14 protein-coding genes and 1 tRNA gene are annotated in these 16,268 nt (G+C 59.9%); 3 read left to right on the top strand and 12 right to left on the bottom strand.

Annotation, left to right across the window (positions count from 1 at the left end):
- Nucleotides 1-3: 3 nt before the first annotated feature.
- Together HV765_RS11920 and HV765_RS11915 are read left to right on the top strand one after the other, a co-directional pair.
- Nucleotides 4-666: an SOS response-associated peptidase gene (locus tag HV765_RS11920; RefSeq protein ID WP_175169808.1), complete on the top strand. Its 663-nt coding sequence runs from the start codon at nt 4-6 to the stop codon at nt 664-666.
- 48 nt (nt 667-714) lie between these two features.
- Nucleotides 715-1,008: a hypothetical protein gene (locus HV765_RS11915; RefSeq protein ID WP_054427461.1), complete on the top strand. Its 294-nt coding sequence runs from the start codon at nt 715-717 to the stop codon at nt 1,006-1,008.
- Nucleotides 1,009-1,319: 311 nt separating this feature from the next.
- Here HV765_RS11915 and HV765_RS11910 read toward each other — a convergent pair whose 3' ends face one another.
- Nucleotides 1,320-1,982: an IS110 family transposase gene (locus HV765_RS11910; RefSeq protein ID WP_175169807.1), complete on the bottom strand. Its 663-nt coding sequence runs from the start codon at nt 1,980-1,982 to the stop codon at nt 1,320-1,322.
- Nucleotides 1,983-2,436: 454 nt separating this feature from the next.
- On the bottom strand, nt 2,437-2,586 hold the full coding sequence (locus HV765_RS11905) for a hypothetical protein (RefSeq protein ID WP_175169806.1): 150 nt from the start codon (nt 2,584-2,586) through the stop codon (nt 2,437-2,439).
- A gap of 368 nt (nt 2,587-2,954) precedes the next feature.
- On the opposite strand from HV765_RS11905, the gene HV765_RS11900 reads away from it, so the two are divergent.
- Nucleotides 2,955-3,476: an anti-virulence regulator CigR family protein gene (locus HV765_RS11900; RefSeq protein ID WP_175169805.1), complete on the top strand. Its 522-nt coding sequence runs from the start codon at nt 2,955-2,957 to the stop codon at nt 3,474-3,476.
- 184 nt (nt 3,477-3,660) lie between these two features.
- Here the strand turns inward: HV765_RS11900 and HV765_RS11895 are convergent.
- From HV765_RS11895 to hflX, 10 genes are all read right to left on the bottom strand, one after another.
- A tRNA-Ile gene (locus tag HV765_RS11895) sits at nt 3,661-3,739 on the bottom strand.
- Nucleotides 3,740-3,748: 9 nt separating this feature from the next.
- On the bottom strand, nt 3,749-6,025 hold the full coding sequence (gene rpoD, locus HV765_RS11890; RefSeq protein WP_054427458.1) for an RNA polymerase sigma factor RpoD: 2,277 nt from the start codon (nt 6,023-6,025) through the stop codon (nt 3,749-3,751).
- A gap of 885 nt (nt 6,026-6,910) precedes the next feature.
- Nucleotides 6,911-8,977, bottom strand: a complete 2,067-nt coding sequence (gene dnaG, locus HV765_RS11885) for a DNA primase (RefSeq protein WP_175169804.1) — start codon at nt 8,975-8,977, stop codon at nt 6,911-6,913.
- Nucleotides 8,978-8,996: 19 nt separating this feature from the next.
- Nucleotides 8,997-9,209 carry a 30S ribosomal protein S21 gene (gene rpsU, locus HV765_RS11880; RefSeq protein ID WP_006218592.1) on the bottom strand — a complete coding sequence of 71 codons (213 nt, stop codon included), beginning with the start codon at nt 9,207-9,209 and terminating at the stop codon, nt 8,997-8,999.
- A gap of 292 nt (nt 9,210-9,501) precedes the next feature.
- Complete coding sequence (locus HV765_RS11875; RefSeq protein ID WP_054427456.1) at nt 9,502-10,044, bottom strand: phosphoribosyltransferase; 543 nt, start codon at nt 10,042-10,044, stop codon at nt 9,502-9,504.
- 81 nt (nt 10,045-10,125) lie between these two features.
- A complete protein-coding gene (locus tag HV765_RS11870; protein WP_054427455.1) occupies nt 10,126-11,421 on the bottom strand; it encodes an adenylosuccinate synthase in 1,296 nt (431 codons plus the stop codon).
- 76 nt (nt 11,422-11,497) lie between these two features.
- Complete coding sequence (locus HV765_RS11865; protein WP_054427454.1) at nt 11,498-12,655, bottom strand: ATP phosphoribosyltransferase regulatory subunit; 1,158 nt, start codon at nt 12,653-12,655, stop codon at nt 11,498-11,500.
- A gap of 266 nt (nt 12,656-12,921) precedes the next feature.
- Complete coding sequence (gene hflC, locus HV765_RS11860) at nt 12,922-13,824, bottom strand: protease modulator HflC (RefSeq protein WP_054427453.1); 903 nt, start codon at nt 13,822-13,824, stop codon at nt 12,922-12,924.
- An 18-nt stretch (nt 13,825-13,842) separates the two neighbouring features.
- Entirely contained in the window at nt 13,843-15,147 is a 1,305-nt protein-coding gene (hflK, locus tag HV765_RS11855; RefSeq protein ID WP_054427452.1) for an FtsH protease activity modulator HflK, read from the bottom strand.
- Entirely contained in the window at nt 15,113-16,219 is a 1,107-nt protein-coding gene (gene hflX / locus HV765_RS11850) for a GTPase HflX (protein ID WP_054427451.1), read from the bottom strand. Before hflX ends, hflK begins: the two co-directional genes overlap by 35 nt.
- Nucleotides 16,220-16,268 lie beyond the last annotated feature (49 nt).

Here is a 16,268-nt window from a genome sequence, read left to right as displayed (position 1 = left end):
TGCATGTGTTCGCACTATCAGACGCTGAAGGATGCCGAACTGCTGCTACAGAAGTTCGGCGTGCGCACGAAACCCGCTGCCGGCCCCTATGACATGTGGCCTCGATATCAGGGAGTATTCGTGCGCAGGCCGGTGGAACACGACGCCGGAGACGACGCCGTTCCCGAGCGCGAAGCCGTCACCGGCCGCTGGGGTTTGATCTCTGCGTTAACTCGTGCCGACGGGCAGGACAAGGCGGGCAAACTCTCTACGTTCAATGCACGCAGCGAGACCGCCGCCAAGTCGTTCACGTTCAGCAATGCCTGGCGCCGGGCGCAACGTTGCATCATTCCTGCGGATGCGATATTCGAACCGGATTGGCGATCGGGTTCGGCCATTTCCACGCGCTTTGCGCGAGCCGATGGGGCTCCGCTGGGGATCGCCGGCCTATGGGACCGATGGCGCGATGCCAGCGGCCAGCTCAATGAGAGCTACACCATGCTGACCATCAACGCCGACCACGACCCGCTGTTCCAGCGCTACCACCGGCCCGGCGAAGAAAAGCGCATGGTCGTCATCCTGCCAGAGGGCGCCTACGGTGACTGGCTCACGTCGTCCAGCGACCGGACCCGCGACTTCCTCGTTCCCTACCCCGCCGAAAAATTGATTGCCATGCCGATGAAATGACCCCGTTTATCGCGGACTATACTGGATATATAAACAGTATTTTCCGCTATGCCGTTCAAATCCCCCCTCACCCACGCCGACCTGCGCACCATCCGCGAGCGTCAGCCCTGGAACCCCGACGTGATCTCCCTGCTCTGGGAGGTCAAACGGCTAAGGTCCGTCCTGCTGCGCGCCTATCAGCTGTCGGGTGACTTCAAGCGTCCCGCCGGTCTGACCGGCGAGCTCTACGACGACTTCATGAAAGCCTTGCGCGACGAACCCTGTGTGCAGGAACGCGACGACATGACGACGTCGCTGATGGAAGCGCCGAACCGGCTACGAAAGGGAATGGCGCCGCGGTGACAACGGCGTCACTAGCGTCAACCGCGCGCAGGGCTGGCGGTCTAGCACCGGCTCCAGCCAGCGTTCGCGTCTTTCTTGTCGTGCAAGTGATCCCACTCGGTATTGCAGACCGAGCAAATGAATGCTTCGTGCCTGGCGCCGCGCGTGACCGACGCCAAACTTCTGACGACTTCCAGACATATCAACCGATCGTGACCGGGCGCGCCACGTTTATTCTGAACAATGCCCTCGCAATCATTACAAGCCGGCATTTCTCCACCTTTCTAATTGCTTTCAGTGGAGATACTACAAAATGAAACCGGAGATAATGTTCAACAATTCTCACGAGACGGGGATCGGTTCATACACGTCCCGGGAATCATTGCAAGTAAGGCAGCGTCTTCTTGCAGGTCCGAATGGTGGTCAATGTGATCATCAATCGCCCTTTCCAACCGTGCCATTTCGCCATCATAGAAACACAGAGAATTGCTGATCGAGCTTTCCACCAACGCCAGCGCTGCACTCGCGTCCGCTTTTTTTAGCCGATTCAGCGATCGCGTCCGGTCTTCGGACAACGCCTCCCATTGCGCCACCAAGTCACGAAGTGCACGGACGTGGGCAGGAGACGGCTGCCAAGTCGGCGGTTGCGCCGCGACACCGTAGCGAGCCAGCGCCAGACTATCGAGCCCATCGGTCCGAGATCGCATGTCCCGCGTTTGGCCAAAGTCATGAACATTTTCCGGGTTGACGAGCGAAACCGTCGCGCCTGTATCGTGCAGCGTCGTGGCCGACTGCTCGTGGTAAAGCCCTGTGCCGTCCATCACGCCATGCACCTGATCCGACGACAGCCCGTGTTTGGCACACCATCGAATCAGCTCGTACACGCCCTGCCGATTATTGGCCACCACCTTGCGCTTGCACTTGTCGTTCTTCGGTCCGAGCAGCAGGGTGCAGCGCAGTTTCAGTTCAGACACGTCGATACCCAGATAAGACATCGTTCATACCTCCCCATGCGAAGAAAGTATGCCAACTGCGCCCACTTGCCTGACTCATGCAGGGTCAATCCAGCACCAGGCGTCCAGTGTCCGCAATGGCCTCAGAAGTGAATGAGAGTCCGCACCATACCATCCAGCGGGTGTTGAAGTCGACCACAATAGTGATATTTTTAAACCACAAAAAATCACCTCTTAAAAAATGCGGCGATGGTGTGAAACATCACGCAAGCTGCGCGAATACTGGGCAGCAATAGTAGGAGTCAACGTGGGCGTACGAATTGAGTCGATCAATATGCGTCAATTGCGCCGGTTTGCGCCGGTTTGCGCCGGTTTGCGCCGGTTTGCGCCGGGTTGCGCCGGGTTGCACCCTCTTTTGCGCTTGGCGTTCTATTAACCTGGCATCACGGATACGCCGAAAGTGGCGAAGCAAGGAGACGCCACCGCGCTAAACCGATCAGTGCTTGGCCGGAAAATCGGCGGGCCAGCGCATGCGTCGTGGCGCATCGCTCTTCTCCTTCGGCGCGTCGACAGGATCGGTAGGCGGGTCCGTTTTCTGTGAGGGATCAGGCTTCTTGCTGGGATTTTCCTGCTGCGTATCGTTCATTGAAAACCTCGCATTCGGCCGCACGAACTTAGCGCGGTGATGGGCCATCGTCGCACGGGCTGCTTCCAAGCCCTAGACCCTTTCAGACTAGTGAACATGGACGATGTTACGCGTGGTGGCGAGGTCGCGGACGGGACCCAAGGTGTCATTCTGAAACTTTGAGCCTCAACCAATTAGCATCATGAATGTCGTCGTGACGAAGTATGTTTTCCGAGTCTGAACAATTCGAGCTTTGACTAGCGAAGACGGGTAATTCACGTGCCAGGCGTACCCAACCTTTACATCTTTTTCAGACGAAGTCCCGATACGCCGAATCGGCAGTTTTAGAATCACGACAACGCATTCGCGCCACTTTTGGAGGTCTTCTCATGTATCGCCCAACTCGCAAGCTCCTTGTGATCGCCGCCACATGCTGTATGGCGTGGGCCAGCGCGACTTCCGCAGCCCCGCCTGAAGGCAAAGGAAAGCCCGACAACGCGGGACAGAGCCAAGGCAACAACGGCAATGGCAATGGCAATGGCAATGGCAATGGCAACAATAAGGGCAAGAGCGACAAGGGCCAATCGGCCAAGAGCAAGGGCGGAGATAGTCATGGCGACAGCGGGAGCGTCACGCTACGGCACGCCGGCATAACCATCTCAATCGCCCAAGGCTACGCTCGCGAGTACGGGTTATCTGGCTATAGCTCGCTTCCGCCCGGCATCCGGAAAAACCTCGCCCGAGGAAAGCCTCTCCCCCCTGGGATAGCCAAGAAGATGGTCCCCGCCCCCATGCTGGCGAGGCTGCCGGTCTACCCCGGCTACGAGTGGCAAGTGGCAGGCACCGACCTTATTCTTGTCGCCGTAGCGACCGCAGTGGTGGCAGACGTGCTGTTGAATGTGTTCGACTGACGCATCGGATCGGACAACCTCTAGACGGTCGGCGCCGTGCTTGGCGACAAGTCGGCCGCCAGTACCCGACGCTATGCGCACTTGGCAACCGAGTCGATCAAATTGGCATTGTGAGAGATTGGCAAAAAATCCCCCACGCAAAAGAAAACGGGCCTCGGATTGCTCCGAGACCCGCGTCTTTCTTTGGTAGGCCCCCCGAGAGTCGAACTCGGCACCAACGGATTATGAGTCCGCTGCTCTAACCAGGCATGAGCTAGAGGCCCAGGAAAAAATTACTGCCCTTCCAGGAAGCTCTTCAGCTTATCGGCCCGGCTGGGGTGACGCAGCTTGCGCAGCGCTTTAGCCTCTATTTGGCGGATGCGCTCGCGAGTCACGTCGAATTGCTTGCCCACTTCTTCCAGGGTCTGGTCGGTGCTCATTTCGATACCGAAACGCATACGCAGAACCTTGGCTTCACGCGGGGTGAGAGAGTCTAGCACTTCCTTGACCACATCACGCATGGAACCGTGCAAAGCCGCATCCGAAGGCGCCAGGGTCGACGTGTCTTCGATGAAATCGCCCAAGTGCGAATCATCGTCGTCACCGATCGGCGTTTCCATGGAGATCGGCTCTTTCGCGATCTTCAGGATCTTGCGGATCTTGTCCTCGGGCATGTCCATCTTCTGCGCCAGGGTCGCGGGATCGGGCTCAGCGCCGGTTTCCTGCAGAATCTGACGGCTGATCCGGTTCATCTTGTTGATCGTTTCGATCATGTGAACCGGGATACGGATGGTGCGCGCCTGGTCGGCGATCGAACGCGTGATGGCCTGACGAATCCACCACGTGGCGTACGTCGAGAACTTGTAGCCGCGACGGTATTCGAACTTGTCCACGGCCTTCATCAAGCCGATGTTGCCTTCCTGAATCAGATCCAGGAATTGCAGGCCACGGTTCGTGTACTTCTTGGCGATCGAGATCACCAGACGCAGGTTGGCCTCGGTCATTTCGCGCTTGGCCTTGCGAGCCTTGGCTTCGCCGGTGGCCATGCGCTTGTTGACGTCCTTCAAGTCTTTCAGCGGCAGCACGACGCGCGTTTGCAGGTCGATCAGCTTTTGCTGGAGTTCTTGCACGGCGGGAATCTGGCGCTCAAGCGTCTCGGCGTACGGATGACCAGCCGCGACTTCGTCCACCACCCACTGCAGGTTGGTTTCGTTGCCCGGGAAGACCTTGATGAAGTGCGTGCGCGACATGCCGGCACGGTCCACACACGTGTGCAGAACGGCGCGCTCAAGCTGGCGCACTTCTTCAACCTGGTTGCGCAACGTGTCAGCCAGCTTCTCGACCATCTTGGCCGTGAAGCGGATGCCCATCAGCTCGTTCTGGATGGATTCCTGGGCGCGCACGTAGATGTCCGACTTGTAGCCGTCCTTCTCGTACGACAGGCGCATCTTGTCGAACTGCTTGTTGACTTCGTCGAACTTGGCCAGCGCCTTCACGCGCAGGTCTTCCAGCTGCTTGCTGGACATGCCGCCCGCGGGGCCGTCATCGCTTTCGTCTTCGTCGGCAGTGACACCGGCGCCGGCGTATTCTTCGCCGTCTTCCGGATCAACCAGGCCGTCGACGACTTCGTCGATCTGCGCCTGGCCTTCCCGCACGCGCAGGATGTGGGCCAGGATTTCGTTGATCGTGGTCGGGCAGGCCGAGATGGCCATGACCATGTGCTTCAGGCCGTCTTCGATGCGCTTGGCGATTTCGATTTCGCCTTCGCGCGTCAGCAGCTCAACCGAGCCCATTTCGCGCATGTACATACGCACGGGGTCGGTGGTGCGGCCGAAGTCGGAATCCACCGTGGTCAATGCAGCTTCGGCTTCGTCTTCAACGTCGTCGTCGTTGGACGCAACCGGGGCGTTTTCGCTCATCAGCAGCGTTTCAGCGTCGGGGGCTTGGTCGTAGACCGCGATCCCCATGTCGCTAAACGTGCTGATGATGCCGTCGATGGCTTCGGCGTCGACCAGATCGTCAGGCAGATGGTCGTTGATTTCGCCGTAGGTCAGGTAGCCGCGGTCCTTGCCCAGCTTGATCAGCTGCTTCAGGCGGTTGCGGCGAGCTTCGTATTCTTCCGGCGTCACGGGGCCGCGGGCGATCAGATCCTTGGGATCAGCCTTGCCACGCTTGCCGCCGCGCTTGGGCGGCTTCAGATCGGGCAGGACTTCGCCTTCGCCGTCCATCGTGTCGTCGAAACCGTCGGAATCGTTATTGGCGTTCTTGGCGGGACGGCCCGGGCGGCGGCCGCTCGGAACCGGGCCCGAACGCGGTGCGCTGCCACCCACCAAGTCGGCGAGCTTGTCCTCAGCCTTCTTGGCGCGTGCCTTCGTCACTTTTTCGGGCTTGTCAGCCGCAGCCGTCTTGGTTGCCTTCTTGGCAGCCGTCTTGGCAGCGGGCTTGGCGACCTTCACCGCCGTCTTGGCGGGCGCTTTTTCCGCCGCCATGCTTACGGCGCGCTTGGCCGCAGGGGCCTTGAGTTCAGCCGCATCAATTGCAGAGGAGGATTTGCCGGTGGATTTGGTCATAGTCGCTTCCGTGGTCGTCGCAACCCGTTTGGGCATGTTGCACCGCATAAAGCCGCCCTGGACGGTGGCCCAGCGCGGCGCAAATACGGGTAAAACTGGTGAATCGGCCAAGGCCACGCGGCTGCGTTGTTCGCAGCGCCAACTCTTTCGAGCTCGCTTGGCGCCATTCAGGTGCAATACCTGTTGGGCGCTTGACGTGCATGACCTCATTCCGCGGCGGATTCCGGGCGTCGGGGGGGCTGTCTGCCTATAAATAGGCTTTGCTTGCTTATGGGGTCGTTGCCCCTAGCAGCTTATGTAGACACAGCACCCAGACCACTAACGCTACGCAAAAATGCTCGCCGCTGAACTGCCTGATTCACCGCTCAGCCTTCAGCGATACGCTGTCAGCATAATAATTAACGAAGTAACGTTTAAGCGTTGGTGTTTAACTTAAACATCAACTTAAATCCCAACGCTTAAACCTAAAATTTTGTCTTTACTGATCGTTCGAAAGGCTTACTTCAAAAGTCTTACTTCAAAAGTCTTACTTCAAAAGGCCGACTTCGACGGGTTCCTATGGGGTTCCCTTCTATGGGTTTCCCCCCGCCGCCCTTTGAATCGCGTTCTTCAATCCGCTTTCTTCAACCCGCGCCCTTCAATCCGTCTTTCTTAGATTCCAACAGCCAGAATTGATTCCAGCTTTCCGCACACTTTTACTGAAATAGCCGCAAGTTCCGGCCCAGTCCATCCAGACCAGGGCTGCCATCATTCAGGATCACCAGCAAATTCAGGAAAAATTAAGCTGAAATCAACTGCAAATGAATCGAATGGCGGTCAAAAAATCAAATGGGGGCCAAGAACCTAAAGCTTCCGGCAAGCGGACAACCTTTAATTTTAGCGCATTTAACGTATCCCGGCACCCTTCAGCACGGCCAATCGGCTGGAAAGTTCCAGGTAGCGCTTGCGCGCCTCGTCGGTCGCCAATCCCTCTGCCGCCAGCTTCGCCACTTCGAGCTTGGCTGAGTCGAACTCAATCCGCCGCAAGGCGTCATCCCACTCGGTCTGGGGGTCGGGCAAGTCTTCCTGCGACAGGATATCGGCCCGCAAGCCCTTCAGCACCGTGGCCAAGTCCGAATCAGGTTCCGCGGCCTCGAGCAACGCGCCCACATGGCGCGCACCGCTGGACTGCGCCAGCATGATCAAGTCTCTTACTAATCCTAGATGAGGGCCATGGTCGATAACTTCAAGCTGCTGATCCCCCATGGAATCCACTAATTCCGGGTGCGCCAGCAACAATCCCAGCAAGCGCTTTGCCAACGACGGCATCGTACGGCGCCCTTCGAAACCGCCGACGTCGTTATCGCGGCGTCCCTTCCAGTTGCCCTTGCTGCCCTTCCAGTCGCTTTTGCCCTTCCAATCGCTCTTGCCTTTCCATTCCGGCTTGCCACCCGCGCGCTGACCGCCGCCTGCGCCTGCTGATGGCCCGCCTTGAGACGGGAAATGGCCATAGTCGGCGTAATCTGGCTCGTCGGCGGGGATGTCGCTGAAGTCATGACCGGCAAAGTCGTAGCCCATGTCTGCGTAACCGCCATCATGATCCGACCCTGCCGAACCCGTGGCGGGCGCCACATCACCCTGCGCAGGCTTGGCCGCAGGCGCCGGCGCAAAGGGCTTGGCCGGCTGTTGGGCCAAAATCTGCGACATTTCTTCGGGCGTCAGTTGGACCAGCTTGGCCATCTCCCGCTCGATCTGCACGCGCAACGCGCACTCGGGAATGGCAGCCAACAGGGGTTTGGCTTCGTGCAGGCAGCTTGCCCGCCCTTCGGCCTCGTTCATGTTGTGCCGCGACGCCAATTCATCCAGCAAGAAGCGCGACAGCGCGACCGCATCGCCCAGACAAGCCCGGAACGCTTCGGCGCCCAACTCGCGCACATAAGAATCCGGGTCATGCTCCGAGGGCAAAAACAGGAAGCGGATCGCGATGTCATCGCGCAACACGGGAAGGCAAGCCTGCAAGGCACGCCAGGCCGCTCGCCGCCCGGCTCCGTCCCCATCGAAACTGAAGATCACCTTGTCGCTTGTGCGAAGCAGCTTCTTCACGTGGTCAGGGGTAGTGGCGGTGCCCAGCGTGGCGACAGCATTGGCAATGCCTTGCTGCGCCAGCCCGACGACGTCCATATAGCCTTCGACCACGATCACCTGCCCTTCCTGCCGGATGGACTGGCGAGCCTCCCACAAACCATAGAGTTCGTGGCCCTTGGAGAACAGAGGCGTTTCGGGGGAATTCAGGTACTTGGGCTCGCCCTTGCCGATGATGCGTCCGCCGAACCCGATCAGGCTTCCTCGCGCATTGCGGATCGGAAACATGACACGTTCACGGAAACGGTCGTAACGACGCCCGTCTTCGGACTCAATGACAAGGCCGGACTCCACCAAAGTGGGGTCTTCATAATTTGGGAAAACTTGCGACAAGCCGTGGCGGTCGGTGCCCGACCAACCCAGGCCGAAATGCGCCGCAATTTCGCCAGTCAGGCCACGCTGTTTCAGATAGCGGATCGCCGCGGGCGATGCACGCAACTGCTTCAGGTAATGCGCCTGAGCGGCATCCAGCACCTGCGTGTGACGAGACTCCTCGGCCTTGCGGCGCGCGGATTCCTGTTGCTGGCGTGGACTACGATTTTCTTCGGGAACCGTCATTCCCGCCGAAGCCGCGAGCGTACGCACGGCTTCGGGGAAACTGGTACCCGTATGTTCCATCAGAAAAGTGATGGCACTGCCGTGTGCTCCACAGCCGAAGCAGTGATAGAACTGCTTGGTGGGGCTGACAGTAAATGACGGACTTTTTTCGTTATGAAAGGGGCATAGGCCAAGCAAGTTGGCCCCACCCTTTCGCAACTGCACATATCGCCCGACTACGTCGACGACGTCGACTCGGGCGAGTAGATCCTGGATGAATGATTCTGGAATCAATAGATTCGGGAATCAAAAATCAATACAGGCGCGGGGGCAGTTGTTGGCTACGGATGCGCTTGTAGTGGCGCTTCACAGCGGCAGCATGCTTGCGCTTGCGCTCAGCCGTGGGCTTCTCATAGAACTCGCGCGAACGCAGCTCGGTGAGCAAACCGGTCTTTTCGATGGTGCGCTTGAAGCGACGCAGAGCGGCTTCAAACGGTTCGTTTTCCTTCAGTCGAACGATAGGCATAAAGTGATTGGCCTGCTTGTAGGGTAACAAAAGTTGATGACAAACCTGGCTTGCTTACCAGCAACGCCGCGCTAGGTTAGACCCAGGTCCGCGATGATCGCGGAACGGGGACCTTGGGCGGCGCAACGAATTGCGCTGGCTGTTTCCGTTACCCAAAGACTACCCAAAGAGTAACAAGCCAAGTTCGGTTTAGCGATAACCAGCGATTCTAGCATGGTCATGCATAGTTTGACTACTGGGAGGGACACTTGGCGCCTAGGCGACCAAACGCCCCTCCCTTAACCCGCCGGACTCAGCTCTGCGAGCCCTTGCGAATCCAGGCTTCCAGCTGATGCGGACGCAGGCTGTCGTAGTCTTCAAACGGCTGGTGAATCCAGGGATTCGTGGGCAGTTTCTCGACGTAGTAGTCGGGCGTTGCCTGGGAATGCCCCTTCCACCACAACACGGCGCTGCGCAGCTCCGTGATGTCGGCAAACTGGCGCTTCAGGTGGTCATAGACCTTGCTGAAGGTTTTACCGGTATCGACCATGTCGTCCACCAGCAACACCCGCCCGGACAACGTGCCGCGCGTGATAGTGATGAACTGGGCGATATCCATGTCGCCCTGCTTGGTGCCGGCTGCTTCGCGATAGCTGCTCGTGGCCAAGATACCCAGCGGCACATCAAAAATACGGGACATCACATCGCCGACGCGCATACCGCCGCGCGCCAGACACAGAATCTTGTCGAACTTCCATCCCGACTGATGCACCTGCAACGTCAGGCGTTCGATCAAGCGGTTGTAATCGTCCCACGTCACCCACAGATGGCTGTCATCATTGGTCGGCGTGCTCATACGCAAGCATCTCCTGCTTAAAGATACGAAAAGGCCGCCGCCGGTATGAGACCGGCGGCGGCCTTTGGAATAATAACCCGATCAGCCCTTCAGGGGATGACGCAGGACAATGGTTTCGTTACGGTCAGGGCCAGTCGACACCAGGTCGATCGGCACGCCGCAAACTTCGGCCACGCGCTCCAGGTAACGGCGAGCCGCTTCGGGCAGCTTGTCGTACTCGGTGATACCAACGGTCGATTCCGACCAGCCCGGCAGCTCTTCCAGTACCGGCTGAGCCTGAGCCACAGCGTGGGCGCCGTAAGGCAGCACGTCGCGGAACTCACCGTTCACACGGTAGCCAACACCCAACTGGATGGTTTCCAGACCGTCCAGCACGTCCAGCTTGGTGATGCACAGACCGGAAATGCCGTTCAGGCGAACCGAACGCTTCAGGGCAGCGCCATCAAACCAGCCGCAACGACGCGGACGGCCCGTGACCGAACCGAATTCCTTGCCGATGGTGGCCAGACGGGTACCGATTTCGTCGACCAGTTCGGTCGGGAACGGGCCCGAACCGACGCGAGTCGTGTAGGCCTTGGTGATACCCAGGACGTAGTCCAGTTGCTGCGGACCCACGCCAGCACCGGCCGACGCCGCGCCAGCCACGCAATTGCTGCTGGTGACGAAGGGGTACGTGCCGTGATCGACGTCCAGCAAAGCGCCCTGCGCACCTTCGAACAGGATGCGTTTGCCTTCCTGCTGCATGGCGTACAGATTGCTCGACACGTCCTTGACCATCGGCGCGATGGCCGGAGCCAAAGCCATGGCCTGGTCGCGCACTTCGTTGGCCGAAACCGCTTCGGCGCCCAGATACTGGGTCAGCACGAAGTTGTGGTAATCCAGCACTTCGGCGAGCTTCTCGTCGAACAGCTCGGGATTGAACAGATCTTGCACGCGCAGCGCGCGGCGGGCGACCTTGTCCTCGTATGCCGGGCCGATGCCACGACCGGTCGTGCCGATCTTGCCGTCGCCCTTGCGAGCTTCGCGCGCCTTGTCGATGGCGACATGGTAAGGCAGGATCAGCGGGCAGATTTCAGAAATCTGCAGGCGCGAGCGCACGTCCAGACCGGCAGCTTCCAGCTCTTCGATTTCCTTGAGCAGGGCTTCCGGGGACAGCACAACGCCGTTGCCGATAAAGCAGGTGACACCGGGATGCATGATGCCCGACGGGATCAGGCGAAGAATCGTCTTCTTGCCATTGATCCACAGCGTATGGCCGGCATTGTGACCGCCTTGGAAGCGCACCACGCCCTGGACGGATTCCGCCAGCCAGTCGACGATCTTGCCTTTGCCCTCGTCACCCCATTGGGTGCCGATTACGACTACGTTCTTGCTCATGTTACGAATCAATATCGAGTTTCTCGGGAAATCCGGAAATCTCCCCGCGGCCCTCTCGTTTCCAAGAGGGAGTTAGTCACAGCGTTCTGACCGTCCAGGCGCCATCTTGCAGCGCCAGCTCGCGATCGCAAACGAATTCGTCCTGATCCTGCTCGTGACCGGGCAATACCTGAACGACAATTTCCCCTGACCGGCGCAGACGGCGAACCGCCTCGGTCAAGGCGGGGGCCTGCCCCCAGGGCGCACGAACTGCACGCGCCCGTTCCGCTGGCGGCAAACCTGCCGCCAGTTTGCGTAAATCCAGACTGAAGCCGGTGGCGGGACGCGCCCGGCCGAATGCACGGCTGACGTCGTCATAGCGGCCGCCACTGACCAGGGCGTCGTGCCAGCCTTCCGCGTACAGCGCGAACTTCACGCCAGAATGGTAGCCATAGCCACCCACGTCGGCCAGATCGACACCGAACGCGACATTCGGCATCGCATCCACCACCACCTGCAAGGCGTCCAGCGCCGCCGCCACACCCGGCAGCAACGGCAGGTCGCGCCGAGCATTCTTCAGCACTTCAGGGCCGCCATACAAATTCGGCAGCAACTGCAGCGCCTTCAGCGTTTCTGCGCGCATGCCAGGTGCACGCGCGGCCAATTCACCCAGCCCCGGCACGTCTTTCTCGCGCAACAGGCGGATGACGTCTTCAGCCAGGGCCACAGCCGCCGGGTCGGATTCGACGATGGCGCGAACCACACCCGGATGGCACAAGTCCAGACGGGGGTTACGAACACCAGCAATCGCCACCGTTTCCAGCACGAGCTGGATGATTTCCAGATCGGCTTCAAAACCGGCATGACCGTAAATCTCGGCACCGATCTGCAACAGCTCACGGCTGGACAGCAAGTCCGCCGGGCGGGCGTGCAGCACGTTGCCGCAATAGCACAGGCGGGTCACGCCAGCGCGGTTCAACAAGTGCGCATCAATGCGCGTGACCTGAGGAGTCATGTCCGCCCGCACGCCAAGCGTGCGGCCGGTCAGCTGGTCGACCAGCTTGCACGTGCGCAGATCCAGATCGCTACCGGTGCCGGACAGCAATGAATCGATGTATTCGACCAGGGGCGGCGCGACCAGCTCGAAGCCGTAAGTACGGTACAAATCGAGAAGTTCGCGGCGCAATTCCTCGATGCGCCGGGCCTCTGCCGGAAGTACGTCGGCAAGGCTCTCGGGCAGCAACCAGTTACCCATGAATGTTTACCTGAATAACGCCAAGTGATGCGTGGGCGTCGCCCAAACGAAAAAGCGGCTGAGGGGGCGTAAGCCCGCTCAGCCGCTGCGGAATGTTTTCTAGCTTACGCGGTATTGTACATGAGTCAGCGGCCAGCGCCAGCCGGGATTATGGTGGCGGAGAACTGTCCCTGGTTGCCCTGACAGGGGCACCGCATCCGTCGCCGCACCAGTAAAAAGCCCCTTGGATATCCAAGGGGCTTTTTGTCCTGCTACACGCGCGGCAATTACTTGGCCGGCACGGTAACGGGCGCCAGCGCATCGCCAGCCGGGTCCTTCATGAACTGGAAGAAGCTGGAGCTGGGGTCGACCACCAGCACGTCACCCGGCTTCGAGAACGAAGCACGGTAGGCTTCCAGGCTCTTGTAGTACGTGTAGAACTGCGGGTTCTTGCCATAGGCCTGAGCGTAGATTGCTGCCGCAGCGGCATCGCCCTCACCCATGATGCCCTGGGCCTTGGCATAGGCCTGGGCCACGATCACTTCGCGTTGGCGGTCGGCTTCAGCGCGGATCTTTTCGCCTTCGGCGGCACCGATGGAACGCAGCTCGTTGGCGACGCGCGTACGCTCCGCTTCCATACGGCGATACACCGACTCCGAAATCTCGGGCGCGAACTCGATACGGCGCAGACGCACATCAACGATCTGCACGCCCAGAGGCTCGGCGCGCTTGGCTACGTTGGTGAGAATCTCGGCCATGATCTTGTCGCGTTCGGTCGAGACCACGTCACGCACGGTACGCACGTTGACCGAGGCGTTCAGCGCGTCGCGGATCAGCGCTTGCAGGCGCTCTTGCGCCACGCGCTCGTTGCCGCCCGTCGAAACGTAGTATTGGCGGGGGTCCGCAATACGCCATTTCACGTAGGAATCGATCAGCAGGTTCTTCTTTTCAGAAGTCTGGATGCGTTCGGCTTCGTTGGTTTCGATGGTCAGAATGCGCTTGTCGAGCGTCACGACATTCTGGAACGGCGGCGGGGCCTTGAAATACAGGCCGGGTTCACTAATGGTCTTGCGCACTTCACCCAGCGAGAACACCAGGGCGTAGTCGCGCTCGCGCACGACGAAGACGCAGGAAGACAGGGCAGCCAGCACAATGAGCAGGCCGACCAGGATGGGCATAAAACGTTGCATGATCAGGACTCCTCCGGGTTAGCGCGACGTACGGTCGCGAGGCAGCGTGTTGCTATTGCTGCTGCCGGAAGACTGAGGCGCCGGAACGGCATTGCCACGCAACGGCGGCTGAACCGGCGGACTGATCAACGCAGGCGAACCCGGGTTGCCGACATTGGACTTGCTGGCGTCTTGAGCGGCCAGATGCATGATCTTGTCCAAGGGCAGGTACAACATGTTGTTGTTGCTCTTGGTGTCAACCATGACCTTGCTGGCGCGCGTGAAGATGTCCTGCATGCTTTCCAGGTACATACGCTGGCGCATGACTTGCGGCGCCTTTTCGTATTCGCCCAGGATGCTGGTGAAGCGCGACGTATTACCTTGCGCGTCACCCACGACCTTGGCCTTGTAACCTTCAGCTTGTTCGGTCATGCGGGACGCCTGACCACTGGCCAGCGGCACAACCTGGTTGGCGTAAGCCTGGCCTTCGTTGATCTGGCGCTCGCGGTCTTGACCGGCCTTGACGGCGTCATCGAACGCGGCTTGCACCTGTTCGGGCGGCTGCACGTTCTGGATGGCGACGGTGCTGACCTGCACGCCACTTTGGTAGCGGTCCAGAATCTGCTGCATCAGCGCCTGCACTTGGGTGGCCACCGTCGTACGGCCTTCGTACAGCACGAAGTCCATCGACTGCTTGCCCACGACTTCGCGCATTGCCGTTTCAGAGGCTTGGCGGACGGATTCGTCCGGGTCGCGCGTCATGAACAGGTAGTCCGGCGCGCCATCGGCACGCAGACGATACTGAACGACGAACTGCATATCGACGATGTTCTCGTCCGTCGTGAGCATCAGCGACTCGGGCAGCACCTTGTTGCGCGAACCGCCACGGAAACCGACTTCAAACGTGCGCAGTTGCGACACGTTCACGATTTCCTGGCTTTGAATGGGGTACGGCAAGCGCCACTGGAAACCGGCTTGCGACGTGCTCTTGTATTTGCCGAATTGGGTCACAACCGCGACCTGGCCTTCTTGCACGATATAGAAGCCGCTTGCCAGCCAGACACCCGCCGCGACCAGAGCGATGACGCCCAGACCGATGCGCGCGCCACGCGGCGAAGGCGGCGTCATGCCGCCACGGTTGTTGGGGCGGTTATTGCCACCGCCACCGCCCTTGCGACCGAACAGCGATCCGATGCGATTATTGAAATCGCGCCAGACTTCGTCCAGGTCAGGTGGGCCGTCTCCATTGCCTTGAGGCCGCTTCGGCGGCGGCTCGGAGCCATTGTTATTCCCACGACCCCAGCCGGGGTCATTCAGATTGAAGAGTTTGATAATTCGCGGCATTGTTTCCCACAATCTGTCCGGTCTCCGCAATTGCCCCGCGCAACGCGTCCAAACCGGCGCGCTCGGTGGCGCTTACAAATACTCGCGCAATCGTACCATGTGCATCGCGCTCCACTCGGGGTTCCAATCCAGCCCGGTCAATCTTGTTGTAGACCAGGATGGTTGGAATCGCGGAGGCGCCGATTTCAGCGAGGACCTTGTTGACTTCGAAAATCTGCTCGTCGCGTTGGGGGCTGGCCGCGTCGACCACATGCAGCAGCAAATCCGCATGCACGGTTTCTTCCAGCGTCGCCCGGAATGCGGCGATCAGGCCGTGAGGCAGATCGCGGATGAATCCTACCGTATCCGACACCACGACGGACCCGGCTCCTTCGATCCAGATGCGGCGAGTGGTCGTGTCCAGCGTCGCGAAAAGCTGGTCGGCGGCGTAGCTGTCCGCGCGGGTCAGCGCATTGAACAGCGTTGACTTGCCGGCGTTGGTGTAACCCACCAGCGATACCGACAGCGCACCACCACGCGCTCGCGCGCGGCGCTGGGTCGTGCGCTGGCGCTCGACGCGATCCAGCCGCTCGCGCAGCGTCTTGACCTTGGCGCCGATCATGCGGCGGTCCATTTCAAGCTGGGATTCACCCGGGCCGCGCATGCCGATACCGCCGCGCTGACGCTCCAAGTGACTCCACATGCGTGTCAGACGCGTGGCCAGATGCTGCAATTGCGCCAGCTCGACCTGCAACTTGCCTTCATGGCTTTTTGCACGCAGCGCGAAGATATCCAGAATGAGCGCGACACGATCCACCACGCGCAGATTGAAGACGCGTTCAAGGTTGCGTTGCTGGGCCGGCGACAAGGGTTGATCGAACAGGACGATGTCGGCCAGCAAGGCTTGCGCCATTGCCACGCCCTCGTCTGCCTTGCCGGAGCCGATGAAGAACTTGGCGTCGGGACGGTCTCGACGGGCAGTCAGGGTGCCGACGACTTCCGCGCCAGCGCCCTTGGCCAGCATGGCGAATTCTTCGGCATGGGCCGCGAAGTCTGGATCACCCAGATCAACGCTGATAATCAGAGCGCGCATACATGCACCATATTGGAGCCAAAGCGAAAATGCCCGCCGACGTTTACCG

The organism is Achromobacter kerstersii, from assembly GCF_902859595.1.
GTDB classification, from domain to species: Bacteria; Pseudomonadota; Gammaproteobacteria; order Burkholderiales; family Burkholderiaceae_B; genus Achromobacter; species Achromobacter kerstersii.
Note: the sequence above shows the minus strand (reverse complement) of the source record. Positions and strands in the feature narration are given on the sequence as shown.

Excerpts from the sequence above, each read along its gene's own strand:
- HV765_RS11920 (WP_175169808.1), top strand. The coding sequence starts at position 4 with ATGTGTTCGCACTATCAGACGCTGAAGGATGCCGAACTGCTGCTACAG.
- HV765_RS11915 (WP_054427461.1), top strand. The coding sequence starts at position 715 with ATGCCGTTCAAATCCCCCCTCACCCACGCCGACCTGCGCACCATCCGC.
- HV765_RS11910 (WP_175169807.1), bottom strand. The coding sequence starts at position 1,982 with ATGTCTTATCTGGGTATCGACGTGTCTGAACTGAAACTGCGCTGCACC.
- HV765_RS11905 (WP_175169806.1), bottom strand. The coding sequence starts at position 2,586 with ATGAACGATACGCAGCAGGAAAATCCCAGCAAGAAGCCTGATCCCTCA.
- HV765_RS11900 (WP_175169805.1), top strand. The coding sequence starts at position 2,955 with ATGTATCGCCCAACTCGCAAGCTCCTTGTGATCGCCGCCACATGCTGT.
- rpoD (WP_054427458.1), bottom strand. The coding sequence starts at position 6,025 with ATGACCAAATCCACCGGCAAATCCTCCTCTGCAATTGATGCGGCTGAA.
- rpsU (WP_006218592.1), bottom strand. The coding sequence starts at position 9,209 with ATGCCTATCGTTCGACTGAAGGAAAACGAACCGTTTGAAGCCGCTCTG.
- HV765_RS11875 (WP_054427456.1), bottom strand. The coding sequence starts at position 10,044 with ATGAGCACGCCGACCAATGATGACAGCCATCTGTGGGTGACGTGGGAC.
- HV765_RS11870 (WP_054427455.1), bottom strand. The coding sequence starts at position 11,421 with ATGAGCAAGAACGTAGTCGTAATCGGCACCCAATGGGGTGACGAGGGC.
- HV765_RS11865 (WP_054427454.1), bottom strand. The coding sequence starts at position 12,655 with ATGGGTAACTGGTTGCTGCCCGAGAGCCTTGCCGACGTACTTCCGGCA.
- hflC (WP_054427453.1), bottom strand. The coding sequence starts at position 13,824 with ATGCAACGTTTTATGCCCATCCTGGTCGGCCTGCTCATTGTGCTGGCT.
- hflK (WP_054427452.1), bottom strand. The coding sequence starts at position 15,147 with ATGCCGCGAATTATCAAACTCTTCAATCTGAATGACCCCGGCTGGGGT.
- hflX (WP_054427451.1), bottom strand. The coding sequence starts at position 16,219 with ATGCGCGCTCTGATTATCAGCGTTGATCTGGGTGATCCAGACTTCGCG.